This is a genomic window from Streptococcus oralis, assembly GCF_003944215.1.
Taxonomy (GTDB): domain Bacteria; phylum Bacillota; class Bacilli; order Lactobacillales; family Streptococcaceae; genus Streptococcus; species Streptococcus oralis_BI.
Window position 1 is genome coordinate 73,227 of the sequence record NZ_RJVZ01000005.1, and the last position, 23,596, is coordinate 96,822.

At 41.7% G+C, this 23,596-nt stretch carries 21 protein-coding genes; 4 read left to right on the forward strand and 17 right to left on the reverse strand.

From position 1 onward, the window contains the following. The first annotated feature begins 8 nt into the window (after positions 1 to 8). The 4 genes from D8804_RS04080 to D8804_RS10195 all read left to right on the forward strand — a co-directional run bounded on the left by D8804_RS04080 (position 9) and on the right by D8804_RS10195 (position 2,920). Complete coding sequence (locus D8804_RS04080) at positions 9 to 941, forward strand: metal ABC transporter substrate-binding protein (protein WP_125398930.1); 933 nt, start codon at positions 9 to 11, stop codon at positions 939 to 941. A gap of 229 nt (positions 942 to 1,170) precedes the next feature. Beyond that, positions 1,171 to 1,665: a thiol peroxidase gene (gene tpx, locus D8804_RS04090; RefSeq protein WP_000206536.1), complete on the forward strand. Its 495-nt coding sequence runs from the start codon at positions 1,171 to 1,173 to the stop codon at positions 1,663 to 1,665. An 83-nt stretch (positions 1,666 to 1,748) separates the two neighbouring features. Continuing rightward, entirely contained in the window at positions 1,749 to 2,399 is a 651-nt protein-coding gene (locus D8804_RS04095; protein ID WP_000188535.1) for a metal-dependent transcriptional regulator, read from the forward strand. A gap of 107 nt (positions 2,400 to 2,506) precedes the next feature. Continuing rightward, entirely contained in the window at positions 2,507 to 2,920 is a 414-nt protein-coding gene (locus D8804_RS10195; protein ID WP_125398931.1) for a hypothetical protein, read from the forward strand. Between the two features lie 30 nt (positions 2,921 to 2,950). On the opposite strand, the gene dtd is transcribed toward D8804_RS10195, so the two are convergent. The 17 genes from dtd to D8804_RS04185 form a co-directional block, all read right to left on the reverse strand. Beyond that, positions 2,951 to 3,394 carry a D-aminoacyl-tRNA deacylase gene (gene dtd, locus D8804_RS04105; protein ID WP_125398932.1) on the reverse strand — a complete coding sequence of 148 codons (444 nt, stop codon included), beginning with the start codon at positions 3,392 to 3,394 and terminating at the stop codon, positions 2,951 to 2,953. An 18-nt stretch (positions 3,395 to 3,412) separates the two neighbouring features. Then, a complete protein-coding gene (locus D8804_RS04110; protein ID WP_125398933.1) occupies positions 3,413 to 5,629 on the reverse strand; it encodes a RelA/SpoT family protein in 2,217 nt (738 codons plus the stop codon). A gap of 145 nt (positions 5,630 to 5,774) precedes the next feature. Then, a complete protein-coding gene (locus D8804_RS04115; protein WP_000229945.1) occupies positions 5,775 to 6,905 on the reverse strand; it encodes an ABC transporter ATP-binding protein in 1,131 nt (376 codons plus the stop codon). A gap of 113 nt (positions 6,906 to 7,018) precedes the next feature. Continuing rightward, the gene (locus tag D8804_RS04120) at positions 7,019 to 7,888 is read right to left on the reverse strand and encodes a helix-turn-helix domain-containing protein (RefSeq protein ID WP_125398934.1); all 870 of its coding nucleotides are present in this window, start codon (positions 7,886 to 7,888) and stop codon (positions 7,019 to 7,021) included. A gap of 3 nt (positions 7,889 to 7,891) precedes the next feature. Next, positions 7,892 to 8,278: a Mini-ribonuclease 3 gene (locus D8804_RS04125; protein WP_000567911.1), complete on the reverse strand. Its 387-nt coding sequence runs from the start codon at positions 8,276 to 8,278 to the stop codon at positions 7,892 to 7,894. Beyond that, the gene (gene cysS / locus D8804_RS04130) at positions 8,271 to 9,614 is read right to left on the reverse strand and encodes a cysteine--tRNA ligase (RefSeq protein WP_125398935.1); all 1,344 of its coding nucleotides are present in this window, start codon (positions 9,612 to 9,614) and stop codon (positions 8,271 to 8,273) included. The genes D8804_RS04125 and cysS overlap by 8 nt, the downstream gene beginning before the upstream one ends. Before the next feature lie 17 nt (positions 9,615 to 9,631). Beyond that, positions 9,632 to 10,153 (reverse strand): dihydrofolate reductase family protein, encoded by a 522-nt coding sequence (locus D8804_RS04135; protein ID WP_084877765.1) that lies wholly within the window; start codon positions 10,151 to 10,153, stop codon positions 9,632 to 9,634. Between the two features lie 22 nt (positions 10,154 to 10,175). After that, complete coding sequence (locus D8804_RS04140; RefSeq protein ID WP_125398936.1) at positions 10,176 to 11,042, reverse strand: GNAT family N-acetyltransferase; 867 nt, start codon at positions 11,040 to 11,042, stop codon at positions 10,176 to 10,178. Positions 11,043 to 11,053: 11 nt separating this feature from the next. Further along, positions 11,054 to 11,671, reverse strand: a complete 618-nt coding sequence (cysE, locus tag D8804_RS04145; RefSeq protein WP_061421303.1) for a serine O-acetyltransferase — start codon at positions 11,669 to 11,671, stop codon at positions 11,054 to 11,056. Between the two features lie 15 nt (positions 11,672 to 11,686). Next, on the reverse strand, positions 11,687 to 13,900 hold the full coding sequence (pnp, locus tag D8804_RS04150; RefSeq protein WP_096753653.1) for a polyribonucleotide nucleotidyltransferase: 2,214 nt from the start codon (positions 13,898 to 13,900) through the stop codon (positions 11,687 to 11,689). A 495-nt stretch (positions 13,901 to 14,395) separates the two neighbouring features. After that, on the reverse strand, positions 14,396 to 15,262 hold the full coding sequence (gene metF, locus D8804_RS04155) for a methylenetetrahydrofolate reductase [NAD(P)H] (protein WP_049479138.1): 867 nt from the start codon (positions 15,260 to 15,262) through the stop codon (positions 14,396 to 14,398). A 94-nt stretch (positions 15,263 to 15,356) separates the two neighbouring features. Next, positions 15,357 to 17,606 carry a 5-methyltetrahydropteroyltriglutamate--homocysteine S-methyltransferase gene (gene metE, locus D8804_RS04160; protein ID WP_125398937.1) on the reverse strand — a complete coding sequence of 750 codons (2,250 nt, stop codon included), beginning with the start codon at positions 17,604 to 17,606 and terminating at the stop codon, positions 15,357 to 15,359. Between the two features lie 244 nt (positions 17,607 to 17,850). Beyond that, the gene (locus tag D8804_RS04165; RefSeq protein WP_125398938.1) at positions 17,851 to 18,213 is read right to left on the reverse strand and encodes a TIGR02328 family protein; all 363 of its coding nucleotides are present in this window, start codon (positions 18,211 to 18,213) and stop codon (positions 17,851 to 17,853) included. Further along, complete coding sequence (locus D8804_RS04170) at positions 18,197 to 18,601, reverse strand: YbgA family protein (protein ID WP_125398939.1); 405 nt, start codon at positions 18,599 to 18,601, stop codon at positions 18,197 to 18,199. The genes D8804_RS04165 and D8804_RS04170 overlap by 17 nt, the downstream gene beginning before the upstream one ends. 145 nt (positions 18,602 to 18,746) lie before the next feature. After that, complete coding sequence (locus tag D8804_RS04175) at positions 18,747 to 21,791, reverse strand: type I restriction endonuclease subunit R (RefSeq protein WP_125398940.1); 3,045 nt, start codon at positions 21,789 to 21,791, stop codon at positions 18,747 to 18,749. Beyond that, the gene (locus tag D8804_RS04180; protein ID WP_125398941.1) at positions 21,784 to 23,022 is read right to left on the reverse strand and encodes an anticodon nuclease; all 1,239 of its coding nucleotides are present in this window, start codon (positions 23,020 to 23,022) and stop codon (positions 21,784 to 21,786) included. Before D8804_RS04180 ends, D8804_RS04175 begins: the two co-directional genes overlap by 8 nt. Before the next feature lie 13 nt (positions 23,023 to 23,035). Then, positions 23,036 to 23,509, reverse strand: a complete 474-nt coding sequence (locus D8804_RS04185; RefSeq protein ID WP_260472327.1) for a restriction endonuclease subunit S — start codon at positions 23,507 to 23,509, stop codon at positions 23,036 to 23,038. Positions 23,510 to 23,596 lie beyond the last annotated feature (87 nt).

Genomic DNA, 23,596 nt, shown 5'->3' on the forward strand with positions numbered 1-23,596 from the left:
GGAATCTAATGAAAAAATTAGGTACATTGCTCGTTCTTTTTCTTTCTATCATTGGATTAGCTGCCTGTGCTAGCGGGAAAAAAGATACAGCATCTACAAACCAAAAACTAAAGGTTGTAGCGACTAACTCAATCATCGCTGATATTACCAAGAATATCGCTGGTGACAAGATTGATCTTCACAGTATCGTTCCTGTTGGTCAAGACCCACACGAGTACGAACCACTTCCTGAAGACGTAAAGAAAACTTCTCAAGCTGATGTGATTTTCTATAACGGTATCAACCTTGAAACAGGTGGCAATGCTTGGTTTACCAAATTGGTCGAAAATGCCAAGAAAACTGAAAACAAGGACTACTTTTCAGTTAGTGACGGCGTAGATATCATCTACCTTGAAGGTCAAAACGAGAAAGGCAAAGAAGACCCACACGCTTGGCTCAACCTTGAAAATGGGATAATTTATGCTAAAAATATCGCTAAACAGTTGATTGCAAAAGACCCTAGCAACAAGGAATTCTATGAAAAAAATCTCAAAGACTATACTGAAAAACTAGACAAACTGGACAAGGAAGCCAAAGAGAAATTTAACAATATCCCTGCTGAGAAGAAACTCATCGTAACCAGCGAAGGATGCTTCAAATACTTCTCTAAAGCTTACGGAGTTCCAAGTGCCTACATCTGGGAAATCAACACAGAAGAAGAAGGAACACCGGAACAAATCAAGACCTTGGTTGAAAAACTTCGCCAAACAAAAGTTCCATCACTCTTTGTTGAATCAAGTGTCGATGACCGTCCAATGAAGACTGTTTCACAAGACACAAACATCCCAATCTTCGCACAAATCTTTACTGACTCAATCGCTGAAGAAGGTAAAGAAGGTGACAGCTACTACAGCATGATGAAATACAACCTTGATAAGATTGCTGAAGGATTGGCAAAATAATACTCTTCGAAAATCAAATTCAAACCGTGTCAGCTTAGCCTTGCCGTACCCCAGTACAGCCTGCGGCTAGCTTCCTAGTTTGCTCTTTGATTTTCATTGAGTATAAGCCTCTGAAAAACGTCGTTCTCACATGAACGGTCGTTTTTTTTATCGCTTAATTTCCAGTCAAATCATTGGAAAAATCTGACAATTCTCGGTAAAATAAAAGAAAAAAGAATGGAGTAGTTTCATGACCACTTTTCTCGGAAATCCTGTAACTTTTACAGGTAAACAACTGCAAGTCGGAGATAAGGCACTTGACTTTTCTCTTACAACAACCGATCTCTCTAAAAAAACGCTAGCTGACTTTGATGGAAAGAAAAAAGTCTTGAGTGTTGTCCCTTCTATCGATACCGGTATCTGCTCAACGCAAACACGTCGATTCAACCAAGAACTAGCTAACCTCGACAATACCGTCGTTCTTACTGTTTCTATGGACCTACCATTTGCCCAAGGACGCTGGTGTGGGGCTGAAGGCCTTGACAATGCCATCATGCTCTCAGACTACTTTGACCATTCTTTCGGGCGCGATTATGCCCTCTTGATCAACGAATGGCATCTCCTTGCACGTGCCGTCTTTGTTCTCGATGCTAACAATATCATCCGTTATGTGGAATACGTTGACAACATCAACACGGAACCAGACTTTGAAGCTGCTATTGCTGCAGTGAAAGAACTGGACTAAAATCAAAGCCATTACGGCAGAAGGCTAGAGAAATCTAGCTTTTTTTGATATACTAGATGGAGAGAAAAGACAAGAGGGAACGAATGACGCCAAATAAAGAAGACTACCTAAAATGTATTTATGAAATCGGTACGGAAATGCAAAAAATCACCAATAAAGAAATTGCTGCCCGTATGCAGGTCTCTCCACCTGCCGTAACAGAGATGATCAAACGCATGAAAAGTGAAAATCTCATCCTCAAGGACAAGGAGAACGGCTATCTATTGACAGATATCGGCCTCGAACTGGTCTCTGAGCTCTATCGCAAGCATCGGTTGATTGAAGTCTTTCTAGTTCACCATCTCGACTATACCAGCGATCAAATCCATGAGGAAGCTGAGGTTCTAGAACACACTGTCTCTGACCTCTTTGTGGAGAGATTGGATAAACTGCTTGGCTTCCCTCAAACCTGTCCCCACGGTGGAACTATTCCTGTTAAAGGAGAACTCTTGGTTGAGATCAACAACCTACCTCTAGCAGATACCAAAGAGGCTGGAACCTATCTCCTGACTCGGGTTCATGATAGCTTTGATCTACTCAAATACTTAGAAAAGCATGAGATTCATATTGGTGACCAACTCCAAGTTAAGCAGTTTGATAATTTTTCCAATACTTTTACACTGGTCAACAAAGGTGAAGACCTCCAAGTTAGCATCGATATCGCTAAACAACTCTATGTCGAAAAAATCAACTAACCCCTTATTCCTGAAAGAAGTTCCTTTCAGGGATTTTTTATTATTTTGCTTGTAAGTCCCATTCATTTGGTGTAGAATGAAGCTAGATAAAAGAGGGAGGTTTTCCTATGAAAAAGCTCTTTAGAATCCATTTTGCAGCCATTGCAGTCAGCGATTTGCTACTGTTGGTAACTTTCAGACCCCGATACGAACTTTCTTTGGAGAGAGGCCTGTTTTTTTGCTTCATTTTCATCCTTGCTCAGGGACTACTGCTATCTCGCTTGGTCTTCCGACTCAAAAAACATTTCTCTGAGATTTATCCTCAGATGAACAAAAAAATTCGCCTCTACTATTTAGGGGTGCTCATCAGCGATTTTCTATTATTTGTCTTTTTAGCAATCACTGGCCCTCAATATTTCTACTCTCTTACTCCAGTCTTTACTTCCTGTCATTCTACTTTATATTATATGACGGCTAGCCACCTAAGAGAAAACTATCCAGACTTTTACAACAAACATACCTCTTTCTGGGAGTGTCTATAAACAAAAACCAAGCCGGCTGACTTGGTTTTCTTATCTATTTTTAGTATCAAGGATAATGGTAACTGGTCCGTCATTGACCAGTTCAACCTGCATATCTGCTCCAAAGATACCTGTCTGAACAGGTACTTCCTGAGCCAGTTTTTGATTGAAAGCGTCATAGAAGTCAGCTGCCATATCTGGCTTGGCTGCTCCTGTAAAAGCTGGACGATTCCCCTTCTTAGTATCTGCAAAGAGGGTAAACTGAGAAATAGAAAGAATTGCGCCCTCAATATCCTTAACAGACAGGTTCATCCTGCCTTCTGCATCTGAAAAGATCCGCATGTTGACGAGCTTTCGGACTGCGTAATCCAGATCCTCCTCTTGGTCCTCTGGGCCAACACCGACTAATAACAGTAAACCTTGATCTATCTGCCCCTGAACCTGACCTTCAATACTCACTTGAGCTTTCTTAACTCGTTGAACGACGATTTTCATAAAAATCCTTTCTAGATCTTAGCCATTGGTTCGTTTGACAGAGTAGACTTCTGGCACACTTTTAATTTTATCCACGACTGTGGTCAGTGTAGAGAGGTTGGAAATACCAAAGGAGACATGGATATTGGCAAATTTCATATCCTTTGTTGGTTGGGCGTTAACGGTTGAGATATTCTTAGCTGTGTTGGAAAGAACTTGCAGAACATCATTTAAGAGACCTGTACGGTTGAGGCCGTAGATATCGATGTGGGCAATATATTCCTTGTTTGAGAATTGATCTTCCCATTCCACATCAAGGAGGCGTTGTTCGTAGTTTTCTTGGGCGCGAAGGTTCATACAGTCCACACGGTGAATGGCCACACCACGCCCCTTGGTAATGTAGCCGACAATGTTGTCACCCGGCACTGGATTACAACACTTAGCAATCCGAACTAGGAGACCTGAGGCGCCTTCAATGACCACACCGCCCTCATGCTTGACCTTGAGCTTCTCCTTATTCTCAACCTTAACCTCGCCACCCTTAACTAACTCATCAGCCTCTGCCCTAGCTTTGGCACGTTCCTCCTCACGGCGTTCCTTTTCAGTCAGACGGTTAAAGACGGTAATAGCACTGATTTCTCCAAAACCGATAGCAGCAAAGAGGGAGTCTTCTGTCTTGTAGCTGGTCTTTTGAAGGACTTGGTCCATGTGACGCTTGTCCATATACTTATTAGCCACATAACCATTCTCTTGGAGCTGATTAATCAGCAGTTCGCGTCCCTTATTAACAGACAATTCCTTGTCTTGGTTTTTAAAGAACTGACGAATCTTGTTGCGTGCCTTGCTAGTCTTGACCATGTTGAGCCAGTCACGACTCGGACCAAAGGAGTTGGGGTTGGTGATAATTTCAACCTGATCCCCTGTCTTGAGCTTGGTTGTCAGTGGAACCATACGGCCATTGACCTTGGCACCAGTCGCTTTTTCACCGACTTTGGTGTGGATTTCATAGGCAAAGTCAATCGGTCCTGAATCTTTTGGTAGGGAGCGAACCGCACCATCTGGGGTAAAGACGTAAATCTCCTCCGCCAGATACTCTTCCTTAACAGACTCGACAAATTCCTTGGCATCGTCAGCCTGGTCTTGGAGCTCCATCATCTCCTTGATCCAGTTCATTCCAATAGCAGATTCCTTGCTGTTGACCTGCCCTTTAATGCCTTTCTTATAGGCCCAGTGAGCCGCAACCCCGTACTCAGCCACTTCGTGCATTTCCTTGGTCCGAATCTGGAATTCAATCGGCCCTTTTGGTCCATAGACAGTCGTATGGATAGACTGGTAACCGTTGGCCTTGCGGTTAGCGATATAGTCTTTGAAGCGACCTGGCATGGGTTTCCACAGCTCATGCACATAACCCAACATGGCGTAAACATCACTCTGGGTATCTAAGATACAGCGAATGGCAATCAGGTCATAAATCTCCTCAAAGCGTTTCTTCTTATCCTGCATCTTGCGATAGATAGAGTAGATATGCTTGGGACGGCCATAGATTTTCCCTTTTAGATTGCGTTCGGAAGTGTAGTCCTCTAACTTTGTCACGACTTCATCGACCAAAGCCTCACGCTCTCTGCGTTTTTCCTTCATCATATGAGTGATCTTGTAAAACTCAGTTGGATTGAGATAACGGAAGGACAAGTCTTCCAACTCCCACTTGACGCTGGAAATCCCCAGACGATGAGCAAGTGGAGCATAGATTTCCATGGTTTCTCTGGAAATGCGTTCCTGCTTGTCCTTTCGTAGGTGGTTGAGCGTCCTCATGTTATGCAAGCGGTCAGATAGTTTGACCAAGATAACACGAATATCTTCAGACATGGCCATGAGCATCTTACGGTGATTTTCCGCTAATTGCTCCTCGATTGATTTGTACTCGACCTTACCAAGCTTAGTCACCCCATCAACAATAATGCGAACATCATGACCAAACTCTTGCTCTAAATCATCCAGTGTCGCATCCGTATCCTCAACCACGTCATGCAAAAAACCACAGGCAACTGTCACGGCATCTAGCTTGAGCTTGGCTAAAATCCCTGCCACCTGAATGGGATGAATAATATAGGGCTCGCCAGATTTACGATATTGACCACTATGGCATTCAACTGCGTAAACCAAGGCTTTATGTACAAAAGCAACATCTTCTTTTGATAAATATTTTTGCGTTAAAGCGACAACCTCATCGCCCGTCAGATTCACTTCTTTCGGCATTTATTCTCTCCAATTCTTCCTACCATTTTATCACTTTTTTAAGAATATTAAAACTAGAAAAGCCTGTTTTCATGCCTAGACTAAGCATTTAAAATAACAAAACACTGCAAGAGAGACTCTGCAGTGCTTTGTTATTTTATTTATCTTAGTAGACTGTTTTTTCAGTTTCTACATCGAAGAAGTGTGCTTTGTTCAAGTCGAATCCAAGTTCAACTGTTGCACCTGTTTGCAAGTAGTCACGAGCATCCACTTTTGCAACAAATTCATCTTTACCAACTTGGCAGTAAAGGTGAGATTCTGAACCAAGCAATTCTGATACTGAGATAGTAGCTTTGACAACTGATTCTGGGAATGTTTCAAGGAAAGCAGGCTCTGCATTCACGTCTTCTGGACGAATACCGAAGATCAATTCTTTTCCCTCGTAGCCTTTTTCACGAAGAACTTTCAAAGCACCTTCTGGAACTTTCAAACGGAAACCGTCAGAAACAATTTCGCTACCAACCAATTTTACGTTGATGAAGTTCATAGCTGGGCTTCCGATGAATCCTGCAACAAATTTGTTAACTGGATTTTTATAAACTTCTTGAGGAGTACCGATTTGTTCTACACGTCCGATAGTACCTGTACCAGCAGGGTTTTTAGTTGCTGACATGATAACGATACGGTCGGCAAGTGTCATTGCTTCTGTTTGGTCGTGAGTTACGTAGATAGTTGTAGCTCCGATACGACGGTGAATCTTCGCAATTTCAGCACGCATAGATACACGAAGTTTGGCATCCAAGTTTGACAAAGGCTCGTCCATCAAGAACACTTTTGCATCACGGACGATGGCACGACCCATGGCAACACGTTGACGTTGACCACCTGAAAGGTCAGCTGGTTTACGATCCAAGAATTCTTTCAAACCAAGGATTGCTGCAGCTTCTTGTACACGTTTGTCGATGTCTTCTTTGCTGTACTTACGTAATTTCAAACCGAAAGCCATGTTGTCATAAACAGTCATGTGTGGGTAAAGAGCGTAGTTTTGGAATACCATGGCGATGTCACGGTCTTTTGGAGCTACGTCGTTGACAACCACACCATCGATAGACGCAGTACCTTCTGTAATGTCTTCAAGACCAGCGATCATACGAAGAGTTGTTGATTTACCACATCCTGATGGACCTACGAAAACGATAAATTCTTTGTCTTTGATGTCCAAGTTGAAATCTTCAACTGAGTAGTGTTCGCTATTTGGATATTTTTTGTAAATGTTTTTAAGATTTAATTCTACCATGGAAGGTGAACTCCTTTTATTTTTGATAGTTTTATTATAAATGAAAACGCTTTATATTTCTATGGCAAGGTGACCAAAAAAATAAAAAAGTTCTGTGCAACTTGCACAAAACTTTAGAGAATATCTGGTAAAATCAACTGATAACATAAGGTCAAATCTGTCAATTCTTTTAACTGAAGCCCTGTTAATTCTTCCCATTTATCAATCTTGTATTGGAGAGAATTGCGATGCAGGTAGAGTTGCTGGGCAGTTTTGGTTAAGACAGCACTGTTTTCCCAAAGAGAAAGAATAATTTCCTGAATCTGGTCCTGATCCAAGATCATCTGATGCAGGCATTCTTTAATAACCCTCAGATCCACAAGCCCTTCCCCAAGACTCCAGAGATAGAGTTGTGAAAAAGTGTGAACACCTTGATGACCTTGACGCCACCAAGTCTTAAACAAGTCCCACTCCGCTTTGATTAAGTCTGATAGAGCTTGAGGGCCTGTCTGAGACCACACCTGGCCTAACATGATAGACAGACGAAGGCCAAAGTCATACTCAACTGCCTCAATCGTATCAGATAAGATTGAACGAACAGAGCTGTATTTATCTTGTTGAAGCACAAATACATAATCCTGAGCTCCGACCTGTAGCACCGTCTGACAATTAGGAAAAAGAGTCCGCATCATGTCTAGCCAAGAGGCTAGATTTTCCTGTTGGAAGTAGGAAAGATGGCAATAAACCAGCTGAATCTTTTTGAAAGTTTGCGGTGCCTGCCCCTTCCCCTCAATCAGATAGGGATACCAAGGATTGAGCGAACGAGCCTGCTCCTGCTGGGTCAAAAGGGCAACCAGCTGCTTTTCACGCTCGCTGAGCCCAGCTTCCTCCAGTAAAATCCACTGCTTAGAAGCTAAAGGGAGAGTAAGATAGCCTGGTTTCTCTACTGGCTGATCTGAAATCTGAGCTTCAGGAAACCAGTCTTGTAATTCCTTTGCAATCATATTCTAGCCCTCCACTTTTTGGATGCACCAAGAAATTATGGTCTCTAGACGCTCCACATTTTCAGTCAGATGGAGATAGCCCATGACCGCTTCAAAGCCAGTAGACATGCGGTAGGTCACCACATCCGCATTTTTAGCCTTTGTGTGGCTATTGGTATTGCGACCTCGTTTATAGATTTCTTCTTCTTTTTCCGTCAGGACTTGCTCTTCCAACATGAGGGCAATCAAGCGAGCCTGAGCCTTGGCTGACACATACTTAGTCGCCTCTTGGTGGAGTTTATTGGGCTTGGTCATACCTTTGAGGATGAGATGACGACGAATATACATAGAATACACCGCATCTCCTTCAAAAGCTAGGGCAATCCCGTTAATGAGATTGACATCAATCACGTGTCCACCTCACTCCATCCTTGGTGTCAAGGAGCTTAATTCCTTGAGCCGCTAATTGATCACGGATTTGGTCTGCTGTCGCAAAGTCACGATTGGCACGCGCTTCTTGACGTTTTTGGATTAAGGCTTCAATGTCTGCATCCAAAACTTCCTCAACAAAGACAATCCCAAAGACTTCCAACATAGCCGCAAGAGCTTCCTTAACACTTGCATCATAGTTGCCGGAGTTGATCCATTTGGCCATTTCAAAGACAACTGTGATACCATTTGCGGAGTTGAAATCCTCATCCATAGCGGCTACAAACTTATCTTTAAAGTCCTGTAACTCTTGAGCATCTACAGTCCCAGAAAATGGTTGCTCGTAAGTGTTCTTCAGATACTTGAGATTAGTCTCTGCATCCCGCACTGCTTTTTCGGTAAAGTTGATAGGCTTGCGGTAATGCTGAGTGGCAAAGAAGAAACGAAGCACTTGGCCATCGATGGTTTTGAGGGCATCGTGTACCGTAATGAAGTTGCCCAAAGACTTGGACATCTTGACATTGTCGATATTGACAAAGCCATTATGCATCCAGTAGTTAGCAAAAGTCTTGCCTGTTTTTGCTTCTGACTGGGCAATTTCATTGGTATGATGCGGAAACTCCAGATCGGCTCCCCCACCGTGAATATCAATAGTATCACCTAGAATCTCTGTCGACATGACCGAACACTCGATATGCCAGCCCGGACGACCAGGTCCCCAAGGACTGTCCCAAGAAATCTCGCCTGGTTTTGCAGCTTTCCAAAGGGCAAAGTCTACAGGATTTTCCTTGCGAGCTGTTTCTTCATCGGTACGACCTGAAGCACCTAGCTCCAAATCTTCCAAGGTTTTATTAGCCAACTTAGCATAGTTGTGAGATTTTTCCACGCGGAAGTAAACATCTCCTTGACTCTCGTAAGCATAACCTTTTTCAATCAAGTCTTCCACAAAACGAATGATGTCAGCCATAAACTCTACTACGCGCGGATGGCGAGTCGCAGGTTTGACGCCCAAAGCTGTCACATCCTCACGAAAGGCAGCGATATACTTGTCCGCAACCTCCTGAGGCGTGATACCTTCTTCCTTGGCACGGTTGATAATCTTATCATCCACATCTGTGAAATTGGAAATATAGGCAACCTCATACCCACGGTACTCAAAATAACGGCGAATGGTATCAAAAGCCACCGTCGATCGGGCATTCCCTACGTGGATATAGTTGTATACCGTTGGCCCACAGACATACATGCGAACCTTTCCTTCTTCGATTGGGACAAATTCTCGCAAATCACGAGACATGGTGTCGTAAATTTTAATCATGCGGTCCACTCCCTTCTCTATTTCTGACTTTTTCGGCTGAAAACCAGCTCTGCAAAAGGGCCAAATTGTCTGAGGCTATCCAGTTGGTAAAAGCGCTGCCCTTCCTCTTGGGTAAAGAGGGGAACCCCCTTTCCTAGGATAAGGGGCGCTATCTGAATAACGAGGTGGTCGAAAAGATCCGCATCCAAGAGCGGTCCTACCAAGGAATTACCACCAATCACAAAGACATTTTTGCCTTTGTCAATCTGCTGAACAAAGTCCACCACATCCCCAGCTACTGGCTGGTAATTGCTGACAGGCAGGTGCCTATCATGCGTAAAGACATAGTTTTCCGTAGCTTGATAAAAACTTTCTACATCTTGCAAATCTTGGATTTCCTCAAAGGTCCGCTTGCCCATGATGGTGATATCCATTTGCCTGTAAAAGTCATCATAACCTGTATCCTCTACAGAACCAAGCTGATGCAGCCAGTCTATCCTGTGCTGGCTGTCTGCCAAGTAGCCATCCATGGTGATACAGCCGTAAAAATATACTGCCATTCTTGTAGTTACCTTTCTAGTTCTACACTTTTGCTTTCAGATAAATCACCTGTGTCTGTTTGACAAAGCCGATTTTTTCATACAAGCGCTTGGCACCTACGTTGCAGTCCTCTACTGCAATCTGAAATTCCTTATCATTTTGCTCAATCAGTTGGTTGACTAGGGATTTTGCTAAATAGCTTCCGTAGCCTTTGCCACGTTCAAGTTCTGATATTGCTAAACCGTAGAAGTAATTCGTATTAGTCGATAAATCTACCGTGCAAGTCCCAATAACCTGACCGTCTTTTAATAAAATATATAGGCGACTTTCTGAATCCTTCAGAGCTTCAACGACATATCTATCCACAACTTCTCTCGATTCATGTTCCTCTGAAAATGCCTGAAATTTTAACTGGCTAATTTGCTCCTGATACGAACTATCTGCTAACAAAACTTCAAGATTAGAAACAGTTACTAACTGATAAGGTCTTCTATCCTTACCTAACCAGGTTTCTGTCTCTTCATCCTCGACCAATCCCCAGTTGCTGACAAAATCAGGATGACGCTCTAGAAAAATACGTTCTGTCTGAAAAGTAACTGAACGAATAGGGAAAGAAGCCGTTTCTTTCTCAAAACTCGTAAACAAAGCACACGCAATTCCCTGACGGCGATGATTTGGATGAACCAGTATCGTCACTTCCACATCTTGGTCATCAGCATAGACAGTTAATAGACCAACAAGTTCGCCTTTTTCATAATAAAGGAAAAAGGCGGGCATGTTTGGGTCAAAATTAAGCATGTTAGAAAGATAGGGGTCACGATAAGTTCCATCATAGGCTTGGCAACAGTCAATTAGTTTTTTCGCCTCAGATAACTCCTCTTGGCTTAACTTGTTTCTTGCTTGAATCATATAGGTATCCTCTACAACCCCGACGATCTGTGACTGGCTTCTCTAGCCTGCTCTAGTTTATTGACGTAGTACTCGCGTTTTTCTTCGACTTCGTGGATTGTTGGTTCATCCTTCTGTCCATGAACTCGGACGATCTTAGCTGGAATACCGACAACCGTCACATCACTAGGTACGTCTGCCACGACTACTGCAGCTGCACCAACCTTGGCATTTTCACCGATTTCTACCGGTCCGATGACTTGGGCATGGGCTGATATGAGAGCTCCTTTTCGCACAGTCGGGTGGCGTTTGCCTGTATCCTTTCCCGTACCGCCTAGAGTCACTCCGTGATAGAGAAGAACGCCTTTTTCAACAATCGCCGTCTCTCCAATCACCAGGCCTGAACCATGGTCGATAAAAACACCTGAGTCAATCTGGGCACCCGGATGGATCTCAATCTGAGTCCAAAAGCGCCAAAACTGACTGTGCATCCGAGCTAGGAGTTTGAAGCCGTGCTTCCAGAGAAAATGCGAGAGACGGTGAGCTGCTAAGGCCTTGACACCTGGATAAGTCAGCAAAACTTCCAAACTGTTGCGTGCCGCTGGATCATTTTCTTTTACAATATCAATGGTTTCGCGCCACCATCCCATACATTTCTCCTTTTCTTATTCTGAATCTTTTGGTGTTTCTGTAAATTCTTTCTTCGGTTTGTGGTCCTTGTGATGACGTGGACGGTGAGGTCGCTCAGACTTTTCACCTTTTTCATCATGCTCAGGTTTTGGCGGACGAGGAAGAAGGGCTTTCATAGAGGCATCGATACGGCCTTTTTCATCAATCTTGATAACCTTAACATCGACTTCATCACCGATAGCTACCAAGTCCTCGACACGGTTGGTACGAGTCCAAGCCATTTCTGAGATGTGAACAAGTGCATCTGTCTTATCAAAGAGGTTGACAAAGGCACCAAATTTCTCGATACGAACAACCTTAGCATGGTAAACTTCATCCACTTTCGCTTCACGAACCAAGCCAGCGATGATTTCTTTGGTACGGTTAATGGCATCTTGGTCGCTAGAGTAGATAGATACATTTCCTTCTTCGTCGATATCAATCTTAACGCCTGTTTCAGCGATAATCTTATCAATGGTTTCTCCACCCTTACCGATGACAATCTTGATCTTGTCCACATCAATCTTGATGGTGTCAATTTTCGGTGCAGTTGGGGCCAATTCTGGACGAACTTCTGGAATGGTTGCTTCAATCACATCAAGGATTTCAAAACGAGCTTTCTTGGCTTGAGCAAGGGCTTCAGTCAAGATTTCTGCAGTAATTCCTTGGATCTTGATATCCATTTGAAGGGCTGTAATCCCCTCACGAGTACCTGCCACCTTAAAGTCCATGTCTCCAAAGTGGTCTTCCAAACCTTGGATATCTGTCAATACAGTGTAGTTATTTCCATCAGAGATGAGACCCATGGCAATACCAGCTACTGGCGCCTTGATTGGCACACCACCAGCCATAAGGGCAAGAGTTCCCGCACAGATAGAAGCTTGAGAAGAAGAACCATTTGATTCCAAGACTTCTGCTACCAGACGGATAGCGTATGGGAATTCTTCCAAGCTTGGCAAGACTTGAGCAAGAGCACGTTCTCCAAGAGCCCCATGACCAATTTCACGACGACCAGGCGCACCGTAACGACCTGTTTCCCCTACTGAGTATTGCGGGAAGTTATAGTGATGCATAAAGCGTTTCTTGTACTCTGGATCCAAACCATCGATGATTTGAGTTTCTCCCATCGGAGCCAAGGTCAAGACTGAAAGGGCTTGAGTTTGCCCACGAGTAAAGAGACCTGAACCGTGCACACGAGGAAGAAAGTCAACAACCGCATCCAAAGGACGGATTTCATCAACCTTACGACCGTCAGGACGTACCTTATCTTCTGTAATCAAACGGCGCACTTCAGCGTGTTCCATTTGTTCCAAGATTTCAGCCACATCACGCATGATACGATCAAATTCTTCGTGGTCTGCATATTTTTCTTCGTAAACAGCAGTCACTTGGTCTTTAACTGCTTGAGTTGCAGCTTCACGAGCCAATTTTTCTTCTACTTGAACCGCTTTTTGGAGGTCACTATTGTAGGCTGCGATGATTTCAGCTTGCAAGTCCGCATCCACATGAAGCAATTCCACTTCTGCTTTTTCCTTACCAACAGCAGCAACGATTTCTTCTTGGAAGGCAATCAATTCTTTAACAGCTTCGTGCCCTTTGAGAAGGGCTTCCAACATGATTTCTTCTGACAATTCTTTGGCACCAGACTCAACCATGTTGATGGCGTGCTTGGTACCAGCTACTGTCAATTCAAGAAGCGAACGCTCTGCCTGTTCTTGAGTAGGGTTGATGATGATTTGGCCGTCGACATAACCCACTTGTACCCCAGCGATTGGTCCGTCAAATGGAATATCTGAAATAGACAAGGCCAATGATGAACCAAACATGGCTGCCATTGGTGCAGATGCATTTTCATCATAAGAAAGAACTGTGTTGATGACTTGCACTTCGTTACGGAAACCTTCCGCAAACATCGGACGGATTGGACGGTCGATCAAACGCGCTGTCAAGGTCGCATCAGTAGAAGGACGTCCTTCACGTTTCATAAAGCCACCAGGAAACTTCCCAGCCGCATACATTTTTTCTTCGTAGTTAACTTGAAGTGGGAAGAAATCCCCAGTTGCCATTTTCTTAGACATAACGGCCGCAGTCAAGACAGTTGACTCACCGTAACGCACGACAACAGAGCCATTTGCTTGCTTAGCAACCTGACCAGTCTCTACAATTAACTCACGACCTGCAAAAGTCGTTTGAAACACTTGTTTTGTCATTTTAATCCCCTTTGGATTGATGAAATTATACGCCTTGCCTACAAAGATCAAGATACTAAGGTCGCAAAAAGCAAAGTAAAAATAGGAAACTGGCGAAGTCTTCGATGAAGACAAGACAGTTTATCTTTTTTACACAGCTTTTCGGCCGAGTTCAATTTTCAAGATACAAATCATTAGAAAGGTTTGATGCTAAAGCATCTAATCCTTTCACGCTAATCGCTATTAGGCGATTAGCTAAATGCTTTACTAACTCTCTCGTCAAATAACATCGATTTGACTCGTTCGTGTCGCTCAAACTAAATACTGAAAAGAACAAATTATGAAAAAATTTCTATCATAAAATTGAGAATCGACAAAGCCTTTAAAACTTTTATACCCTCATCTTTGTATCAAGTACGTACAGAGTCTATTTTATCATATTTTTCTTAAAAAGTGCGGGCTTTTCTATTAAAAAGGAACCATCCCCCTCGCTTGAGAAGAATGGTTTGCTTTTTATTACCCTAAAGACTGATGATTAAACAAGGCATGGGTTGCTTGGTGGATGTATTTGGCTGTTTCAGCATTGTTCATGGTATACAAATGCACACCTGCGACATCCTGAGTGACCAAGTCCACGATCTGATCCACTGCATAGGCAAGTCCTGCTGCTCTGAGCGACTCAGGGTCATGCTCATACTTGTCTAAGATGGCCTTAAATTTACGTGGAAGGTGGATATTCTCACACGTTTTCAAGAGACGAAGCGCTTGGTTACGGTTAAGAATAGGCATGATTCCCGCATGAATGGGAACATCAATACCTGCCAAGGTACACTTATCTTGGAAATCATAGAAACGCTCATTATCAAAGAAAAGTTGCGTTACGAGACTTGAGCAACCTGCATCCACTTTTTTCTTGAGATTTTGAATATCTGAGATCTGGTTTGGCGAGTCAGGGTGCCCCTCTGGATAGCAAGCTCCGACAATATCAAAATGCGGCGCTTGTTCCTTGATGAACTCAATCAAGTCCGTTGCGTAGCGGAAATCCTTTTGCGGTTCCACATCAGGAATGATGTCCCCACGTAGAGCCAAGATTTTTCGCACACCAACCTTATCCAAGTCCGCAAGTGTCTCTGCAACCTTCTCCTTAGTCAGATAGATAGCTGGCAAGTGGGCAATAGTTGGAATCGCCAAATCATTCTGGATAAAGTCAGCCAAACGAACCGTTGTTTCCTTGATATTAAATTTATTATTGCTGGCGGTCACACTGATAAAGTGCGGTGTCAGCTCCCGCATATCCTGCAAGGCTGAAATAATTTTATCATTACCCACAGCTGGGTTTGGAGGGAACACTTCAAATGAAAGTGACGGCGTTTGGCGTGACATAGTCATTATCCTTTTCTTTTTGATTTCATTATTGCTGAGCCAGCTAGGGCCAAGCTATTCCTTGATCAGTCAGGGTCAAGAGAGAAATCTTATCTTACAATTTCTCACGCGCAGCCTTAGCTGCTTCGACAAGGCGAATCAAGCTTTCTTTTGTTTCTGGGATACCACGTGTTTTCAAACCACAGTCAGGGTTAATCCAAACCTTCTTGCTTGGTACTTTAGCAAGGATAGCTTCGATTGTGTGGTCGATTTCGCCTTCATTTGGCACACGAGGAGAGTGGATATCGTAAACCCCAGGTCCCACTTCTGTTTGGAAGTTTTTCGCTTTGAGTTCGTCCAAGATTTCAAGGTTTGAACGGCTTGCTTCAAAGGAAATAACGTCCGCATCCATGTTGTCAATAGCTGGGATGATATCTGTAAATTCTGAGTAACACATGTGAGTGTGGATTTGAGTATCTGGCGCTACTGTTGAGTGTACCAAGCGGAAGGCTGGAATAGCCCAGTCAAGGTAGTCTTCGTACCAGTCGCTACGACGGAGTGGCAATTTCTCACGAAGAGCAGCCTCGTCGATTTGGATGATCTTCACGCCTGCAGCTTCAAGGTCGAGCACTTCATCCTTAATAGCAAGAGCGATTTGAAGAGTAGAATCCTTGATAGAGATGTCTTCACGTGGGAATGACCAGTTAAGGATGGTAACAGGTCCAGTCAACATACCTTTAACAGGTTTGTCAGTACGGCTTTGTGCGTAGCTAGACCATTTAACAGTGATTGGGTTAAGACGAGTGACATCACCCCAGATGATTGGTGGTTTCACTCCACGCATACCGTATGATTGTACCCAACCATTCTTAGAGAAGAGGTAACCTGACAAGTTTTGACCGAAGTACTCAACCATGTCATTACGCTCAAACTCACCGTGTACAAGCACGTCAAATCCAACTTCTTCTTGCCATTTGATCCATTCGTCGATCGTTTCAGCAAGGAAGGCATCGTATTCTTCTTGTGACAATTCACCCTTACGGAAGGCCAAACGTTTGGCACGAACTTCCTTAGTTTGAGGGAATGAACCGATGGTTGTTGTTGGAAGAGCTGGAAGTTTGAAAGCTTCTTCTTGGATGGCTTCACGTTCTGCAAAGGCTGGCAAACGAGTGTAGTCAGCGTCTGTCAATCCAGCGATACGCGCACGAAGTTCTGCATTTTCACCCACACGTTCAGTCGCAAAGAGTTCTTTGTTAGCTGCAAGAGCTTGTTCACCTTGACCATTGCGGATAGCATCCAAGTCACGAAGTTCTTCCAATTTTTCAACCGCAAAGGCAAAGTGGTTCAAGATAGCTGGTTCAAATTCTTCGTTAGCAGTTGTAAATGGCACATGAAGAAGTGAGCATGAGCTTGTCAAAACAATGTTTTCAGCTGGGATTTGCTCAAGAACAGCCAAGCTCTTTTCGTAGTTGTTACGCCAGATGTTCTTACCATTGACGATACCTGCATAAAGAGTCTTGTCAGCTGGGAAGCCACCTTTAACAAGTTCAAGAGTTTTCTTACCTTCAACGAAGTCAAGACCGATAGCATCCACTGGCAAGTTTACAAGGTCAGCGTAGACGTCACGAACATCACCGAAGTAAGTTTGAAGCAATACTTCAAGACCTTTTTTATCAGCCAAAAGTTTGTTGTAGAGGTTCAAGAAGAGAGCTTTTTCTTCAGCTGTCAAATCTTTTACAAGAGCAGCTTCATCGAGTTGGATACGAGTTGCACCAAGTTCAGCCAATTTAGCAAAAACTTCTTGGTAAGCAGCTACAAAGCTATCTACGAAGTCTTCTGCTTTCACACCTTCTTCAAAGTCTGACAATTGAAGGAAAGTGAATGGTCCTACAAGGACTGGACGAGTGTTGAGACCAAGTTCTTTTGCTTCTTGGAACTCATCAAAGATCTTGTGACCTGCAAGTTTGACTTGAGTGTCTTTTTCAAATTTAGGTACGATGTAGTGGTAGTTGGTGTTGAACCATTTCTTCATCGGAAGGGCACGAACATCCCCTTTTTCACCTTGGTAACCACGCGCCAAAGCAAAGTAGCGCTCAAGGTCAGACAAGTCCAAGTTTTGAACAGAAGCTGGCACCACGTTGAAGAGGAAAGCAGCATCTAGGAAGTTATCATAGTGAGAAAAGTCATTTGATGGGATTTCAGTGATACCTTTTTCTTTGACAATGTTCCAGTGTTTGGCACGCAATTCTTTTGCTGCTGCAAGGAGTTCTTCTGCTGAGATTTCTTTTCTAAAGTATTTTTCAGTTGTAAATTTTAATTCGCGGAATTCACCCAAACGAGGGAAACCGATGATTGTAGTTGACATGATGTGTCCTCCAAAATTTGTTGTTGAAACTATCTTAACAGAAAAGAAACTGTCTGTATAATTGTAAATAATTAGGCTTTGATATAGTTTGAAACTATATCACTCTTTTGGTCAAAAGAAAAAGGCTTGAAACAAATGTCTCAAATCCTTTGCATAGCTTGTTTTATAGCTATATTTTAGTTAGAATGCTCAAACGAGCTATTTATGTTTCTTATAAGTGACTATGACTTGTTATTAGAAAAGACTATAGCTCTATCCCCTTGTCACGGAGATTAGCCAGACACTCCTCATAGTAGGCAACGTCATGCTCACTGTAGATAGGATTGCCTAGCTTCTCCTCAGGCAAGTCTTGATAAGGAGGACAGGTTTTGCCACGGTAGTTCTTGTCCAACCATTCTGGACTGACATTATAGCCACGGTCAGCCATCTCCTTCATGATTAAGCGATGGTAGGCATAGAGACGATAGGGCGAGTGGGTAAAGACATAGTCAACCGTCGCATGCTTTCTGCCCCAGCCATTGCCACGCAGGGCGCAACACTCTCGATGTTGCCCCAAGAGCTGGGGACGGGGAAGTTGTGAAATCAAAGCCTCATGCCAAAGTCTCATGGGAGTCTCCTTTCAGCAAGGTAGAATGTTGCAGATAAGCATTTGGGTATCGTTCAAGCAAATCTCTCGTCTTAGCAATCAAGTCCTCCTTGGAAGCTTGAGCAAAGCGATAGCGATCCAGCAAGAGCATATAGTCCTTGCGCTCAACATCTGTTGCTTTCTTTTTGAAATAGCCCCAAATATGCTGAAAGGCATTGCAAACCTGACCCCTATGCTCAGAAATTTGGCAAGCACGGTCAATCAGTTCTTGAACATGACTCACCTCCACCACTTCATTCTTCAAGTATTGGCGAATCTCATTGTAAATATTGCTGGAATGGCTCAAAACGAGGTATTTATTTCTAGCCCAGAGTTGCTGGCACTGGGATTTTTGATTAGTTTGTTCCATGTTTCTCCTTACTTTCTATCAGTTTCCAGGAAATATGGAAACAAAGTTGTATCCTAAAAATTAGCGAATTATGAGCGGAATATGAGCGAATAAATAGTGTTTTTTGTAGATCCTGATTTTTCTAATAAGCCTTAGTCGACAATCCTTAAATACCTGAATAAGTCTCTACTAATAACTGAATCTTACGTAAAACCTCTTGTTTTTTCCGTTCACGCGCTCCCTGTCTACGAGAAGTTGGTGGAATAATCGAATCCAAATCAGTCCCACTGTTTTCAGCATAACCTCGTTGAATTGATTTGTCGATGAATAATTGATAATCAGCTACAAGTTTCTCAGATTCAGCTAGGTCGTGAATCGCAATTTTCTTGCGCTCCTTACCATATTCATAGAATGCATTGATAATCTCATCATGGTCTTGCAATTTTTGCAAATCGGTATCATTGATAAATCCAATAACCAACTCTTCTTTGGCACGAATATCGATACTAGAACGAATCACACGACTAACTTCTGCTTTCATTGCTTCTTTGGACTCAGAATTCTTCGATTTTTCAACAATCAATGCCAAAATATAGTCTAGGTTAATCTCATCTGTTTTTAGTAATTCAATTTCAAATTCAACATCTGAAAGGTCAACATCTAGATCTTTGGTCTTTTCATAGTTTTTAAGGTTCAAAAATTCATCTCGAATTTCCACATAGGCACTTCTTAAATCCTGAAGATAACCTTCAGAAATAGGTTTGTCAATTTCTTGGAATTCGTCATAATTTCGAAGAACATTATCAAGCTTCAACAACTCACCAAAGAGCCTAACAAACTCTTTTTTCTCATGCTCTGTTTCAATTTCCTGCGGATTCGGGAATCTTTCCAGAATTTCCCGACAGACTTCAGTATAGCCTTTGACCTCGATACCCGTTACTTGATCCACGAAACCATCCATGTATTCGCTAAAGCTTTTTTCTAAGATGATTTCAAGTTTGTTGGTATCCCCAAAAGTTTTAATAGCTTCTTGCGTAGCCTTTTCTAAATCACGGAAACAAACAATATTCCCAAAAGGTTTAACCTTGTTAAAAATTCGATTGGTTCTCGAGAATGCCTGAATCAAACCATGATAACGTAGATTCTTGTCAACAAATAGCGTATTCATAGTCGGAGCATCAAATCCTGTCAAGAACATACCTACTACAATCAGAAGGTCAACTTCTTTAGACTTAACTCTCTTAGAAAGGTCACGATAGTAATTTTGAAACTCCTTCCCATCAGTTGAGAAGTTGGTCTTGAACATTCGATTATAGTCATCAATCGCTTTTTCCAGAAACTCTTTAGAAGATTGAGGCATGGCTGTATCTTGCGGTTCTAATTCTTCGTCTTGAATTTCCCCATAAGCTGACTGTTCTTCATTTGGTGCGAAGCTAAAGATGGTTGCAACTTTCAAGCGTTTAGCTTCTGGTAAAGTTGCTTGTTGTCGCTGGAGTTCGTCATAGTATAACTTTGCTGCTTCAATACTTTGTACAGCTAGCATGGCATTAAATCCAAACAGTTGTTTTTGCTTATGAGTATAATGTTGATTTCGATGAGTTTTGTCATTGTAAACTCTCAACAGATACTCTGTGATAGTTGCTATCCGTTCTGGATGCAAAAGGAGTTCCTTCTCCATCTTTTTGAGTTTCTTCTCATCAACCTCTTGACCAACTGCTTTTTCTGCTTCTCTATATTTATTGATTTCAGGCTTGATATAGTTATAGTCAACCTTAAACTTCAATACTTTTTTATCTCGAATAGCATCTGTGATAACGTAGTTATGAAGTTGTTCTCCAAAAACTTCTTGTGTCGTTTCACCCGTCAAGCTATTTTCTGGGAAAATCGGTGTTCCTGTAAATCCAAACAAGGCGTACTGTTTAAAGGCCTTCTTAATTCGCTTTTGCGCCTTCCCAAACTGCGAACGATGACACTCATCAAAAATCAAGACACATTTCTTAGCATAGATTTCATGATTTGGATTCGCTGTTATAAATTTGTTTAACTTTTGAATGGTTGTGACAACGATTCGATCATCATTTTCTTCGATACTTCGTTGGAGTTCTTTGGTATTGTTGCTACCATTGACTGAATTTGGCTGGAATTTTTGATACTCCTTCATGGTCTGATAGTCAAGGTCTTTTCTATCAACCACAAAAATCACTTTGTCAATGTAGTCCAACTCTGTCGCCAAGCGTGCAGTCTTAAAGCTGGTCAAAGTTTTTCCTGACCCCGTTGTATGCCAGATATAGCCACAAGCATTGATAGTGCCAAAGTTCTTCATCTCATTAGATGAATGGATCTTGCGTATGATACTCTCAGTTGCTGCTATCTGATAAGGGCGCATGATGAGCAAGGTATTATCAGCATCAAAAACACAATACTTGGTCAAAACTTCTAAGAGGACTCGCTTACTTAAGAAAGTGACAGTAAAGTCCTCGAGGTCATGAATTGTTTTATTTTTGCGGTCCGCCCACTCACAGGTGAACTCATAATGATTTTTATTTTGAGCTGTTGTATTGGCAAAGTAGCGTGTATAAGTGCCATTCGAAATGACAAAAATCTGAATGTATTTGTATAAAGAATTTTCACTATTGAAACTTTCCTTACTATATCTATGGATTTGTTCAAAAGCTTGTTTGAGACTAACCCCTCGTCTCTTCAATTCAATTTGAACTAACGGCAGACCATTCACTAAAATAGTAACATCATAACGATTGGTATGGCTCCCCACCTGAGTCACTTGGTTAATGACCTGCATACTGTTATTGTGAATGTTTTTCTTATCAAGGATAAAAATATTTTTAATCCGTCCATCATCAAAGACAAAATCATAAATATGATTTTCTTGGATTTTGCGTGTTTTTTCAACTAATCCTTCATTGGGACAATCCAGATACTCCAAAACAAAGCGATTCCACTCAGTATCCGTAAAGGTCACTTTATTTAGTTTTTCAATTTGGACCTTGGCATTTGCTAAGAGTTCGGCAGGTGTGTGAATATCCAAGCGTTCGTAGTTAAGATAATTAACCAAATCAGAAATCAACTGATTTTCTAGGTCAGCCTCTGACTGGTATTCTCTATCTGTGCGATACTCTGGTTGATACTCAGCCAAGAGAATCCCTTCATTTGTTTCCGCAATTACTTCATGTACTTTTGAATAATCAACCATTTTCATTTTCCTCTTTAGGGTTAAATTTATAATTTTTCTCAAAACTATTGAATAATTCTATTAAGGTATTTTTTTCTCGTTCTTGCAATTCTCTAAACTCCAAGTCCGATTGACGATTATGAGTGAATAAATCAAACCTTTGAGCATATGGTTCTACATTTTCTTTGGTAATCTCCTCACCTGCCACCTCTAATCCTAATAAAACATCTTCCCATCTACTATAACCTAAAAATGTTGCTGTTTTCTCTGACAGATTTCTAAACAAAGCATAATGAAATTTTTCTACTCGTCCACTGTCTACAGCTTTACGTAACTCTTCTCTTACCTTTAGGTGGTATCCGAAGGGAGAATCTTTCTCAACGTCAGTTAAAATATATCTAACTTTATCTTCCTTATCAACTTCTTTTTTCATAACATAAAAGGACTTTTTTTTATTTGGTATTTTTCTGTCAAATCGTATTTCATTGTACAAAACATTATAAAAAAGTGGTTGGTGAGAAGAAATAATAAACTTTAAATCAGTGCGTTTAGATTTGGCAATAATTTCCTTTAAAAAAATAGCGGAATCAATAGTATTGTTATCATCTAACGAAGAAATTGGATCGTCAATATAAATATACTTAAAGTCCTGAAAATCAGAGTCAATCTCTGGATCGCTTAACTCTTCAATAATAAGTTCCAAAAGAGTTAGGAATATAGACCAAACAAATATCCTCTCCTCACCTCTAGAAATTTTGACTGTATCACCATCTAAAGTAAAGCGAATTCCCTTAAAATCACTCACCAATCTTGGAACACGCTGGTCTCCAATAATATCAAAAATCGGGAATCCAGAACTATCATTAGCCTGTCTCTCAATATCCTCAAAACTTGGAACTATGAGGTTATGGACATACTTCTGAAAGTTGATAATAACTTGTTCAAATTGTTGCTGTTCTTCTAAAAACTTACCAAAAAAAGTACGTTTATCATATTTGAGGTAGCGATCTTCATCATTTTCTAAATCATTTTCCCAAGTAAAAAGATCTTCTGTGAAAGCGTTAAAATAAAGTATTTTCTTTACTTTTGACTCTTCATCATTTTCCGAGATATTTAATTTATCCTTTAAAATTGTAGATAGCCTTGTTTTCCCTGTAGCATTAAAAGCATAAATTAAATGCACCTTCTTATCACTTGAGATCAGTTCGTCTGCAACATCTTCCAATGTATCAAATACTTTATCATCCGCCATGATTCACTTTTCCTTATTCATTAAAATTGAGTAATTGATTTCTCCAATATTCATACTGTTTCTGTCTTAGTTCGATTTCTTTTGGAAGACCCTCAGAAAGAGAGTTGGTTAAAGTATTGAAATTGTCAAGAGTAGAGACGATTCTTTCTTGTTCTGTAATGGATGGTAAGTAAAAAGTAATTTTATCAATAGCATCCTTAGATAATCTCGGAATACTTGCCTTTCGAACTTGTGATTTGAGTCTATCTTGCTTACTTACCAAGACATAGTACATAAATTTATCAGAAATATTATCTGACGTCTCTAATGTGTAGACATCATCTGCTGCCCAAAAGTCCATAGCGCTATACCCAATTTCACCAGCCGCACCTGCACAAATTACAAAGCTAGAATTTTTCACTCTGTTTGATTCGGTATAATATCCTAAGGGCGTCAAACTGTTTTGATAAACTGGAAAATTTCCTGTAGTAGCTAATTGTTGTCTCACAAGACGTTTCCCGCGTTGTAAATTGACAACTTGTCCCACCTTCACTCGAATTGGACCAAATACCCACTGTAATAGCCTGATAAGAGC

What these genes read in the sequence shown, in the direction of transcription:
- D8804_RS04175 (WP_125398940.1), bottom strand. Translation starts at nt 21,791, where the DNA reads ATGGTTGATTATTCAAAAGTACATGAAGTAATTGCGGAAACAAATGAA.
- D8804_RS04170 (WP_125398939.1), bottom strand. Translation starts at nt 18,601, where the DNA reads ATGGAACAAACTAATCAAAAATCCCAGTGCCAGCAACTCTGGGCTAGA.
- D8804_RS04115 (WP_000229945.1), bottom strand. Translation starts at nt 6,905, where the DNA reads ATGGTAGAATTAAATCTTAAAAACATTTACAAAAAATATCCAAATAGC.
- D8804_RS04180 (WP_125398941.1), bottom strand. Translation starts at nt 23,022, where the DNA reads ATGGCGGATGATAAAGTATTTGATACATTGGAAGATGTTGCAGACGAA.
- cysS (WP_125398935.1), bottom strand. Translation starts at nt 9,614, where the DNA reads ATGATTAAAATTTACGACACCATGTCTCGTGATTTGCGAGAATTTGTC.
- D8804_RS04110 (WP_125398933.1), bottom strand. Translation starts at nt 5,629, where the DNA reads ATGCCGAAAGAAGTGAATCTGACGGGCGATGAGGTTGTCGCTTTAACG.
- D8804_RS04165 (WP_125398938.1), bottom strand. Translation starts at nt 18,213, where the DNA reads ATGAGACTTTGGCATGAGGCTTTGATTTCACAACTTCCCCGTCCCCAG.
- D8804_RS04135 (WP_084877765.1), bottom strand. Translation starts at nt 10,153, where the DNA reads ATGGCAGTATATTTTTACGGCTGTATCACCATGGATGGCTACTTGGCA.
- tpx (WP_000206536.1), top strand. Translation starts at nt 1,171, where the DNA reads ATGACCACTTTTCTCGGAAATCCTGTAACTTTTACAGGTAAACAACTG.
- metE (WP_125398937.1), bottom strand. Translation starts at nt 17,606, where the DNA reads ATGTCAACTACAATCATCGGTTTCCCTCGTTTGGGTGAATTCCGCGAA.
- D8804_RS04120 (WP_125398934.1), bottom strand. Translation starts at nt 7,888, where the DNA reads ATGATTGCAAAGGAATTACAAGACTGGTTTCCTGAAGCTCAGATTTCA.
- D8804_RS04080 (WP_125398930.1), top strand. Translation starts at nt 9, where the DNA reads ATGAAAAAATTAGGTACATTGCTCGTTCTTTTTCTTTCTATCATTGGA.
- metF (WP_049479138.1), bottom strand. Translation starts at nt 15,262, where the DNA reads ATGTCACGCCAAACGCCGTCACTTTCATTTGAAGTGTTCCCTCCAAAC.
- D8804_RS10195 (WP_125398931.1), top strand. Translation starts at nt 2,507, where the DNA reads ATGAAAAAGCTCTTTAGAATCCATTTTGCAGCCATTGCAGTCAGCGAT.
- cysE (WP_061421303.1), bottom strand. Translation starts at nt 11,671, where the DNA reads ATGGGATGGTGGCGCGAAACCATTGATATTGTAAAAGAAAATGATCCA.
- dtd (WP_125398932.1), bottom strand. Translation starts at nt 3,394, where the DNA reads ATGAAAATCGTCGTTCAACGAGTTAAGAAAGCTCAAGTGAGTATTGAA.
- pnp (WP_096753653.1), bottom strand. Translation starts at nt 13,900, where the DNA reads ATGACAAAACAAGTGTTTCAAACGACTTTTGCAGGTCGTGAGTTAATT.
- D8804_RS04095 (WP_000188535.1), top strand. Translation starts at nt 1,749, where the DNA reads ATGACGCCAAATAAAGAAGACTACCTAAAATGTATTTATGAAATCGGT.
- D8804_RS04140 (WP_125398936.1), bottom strand. Translation starts at nt 11,042, where the DNA reads ATGATTCAAGCAAGAAACAAGTTAAGCCAAGAGGAGTTATCTGAGGCG.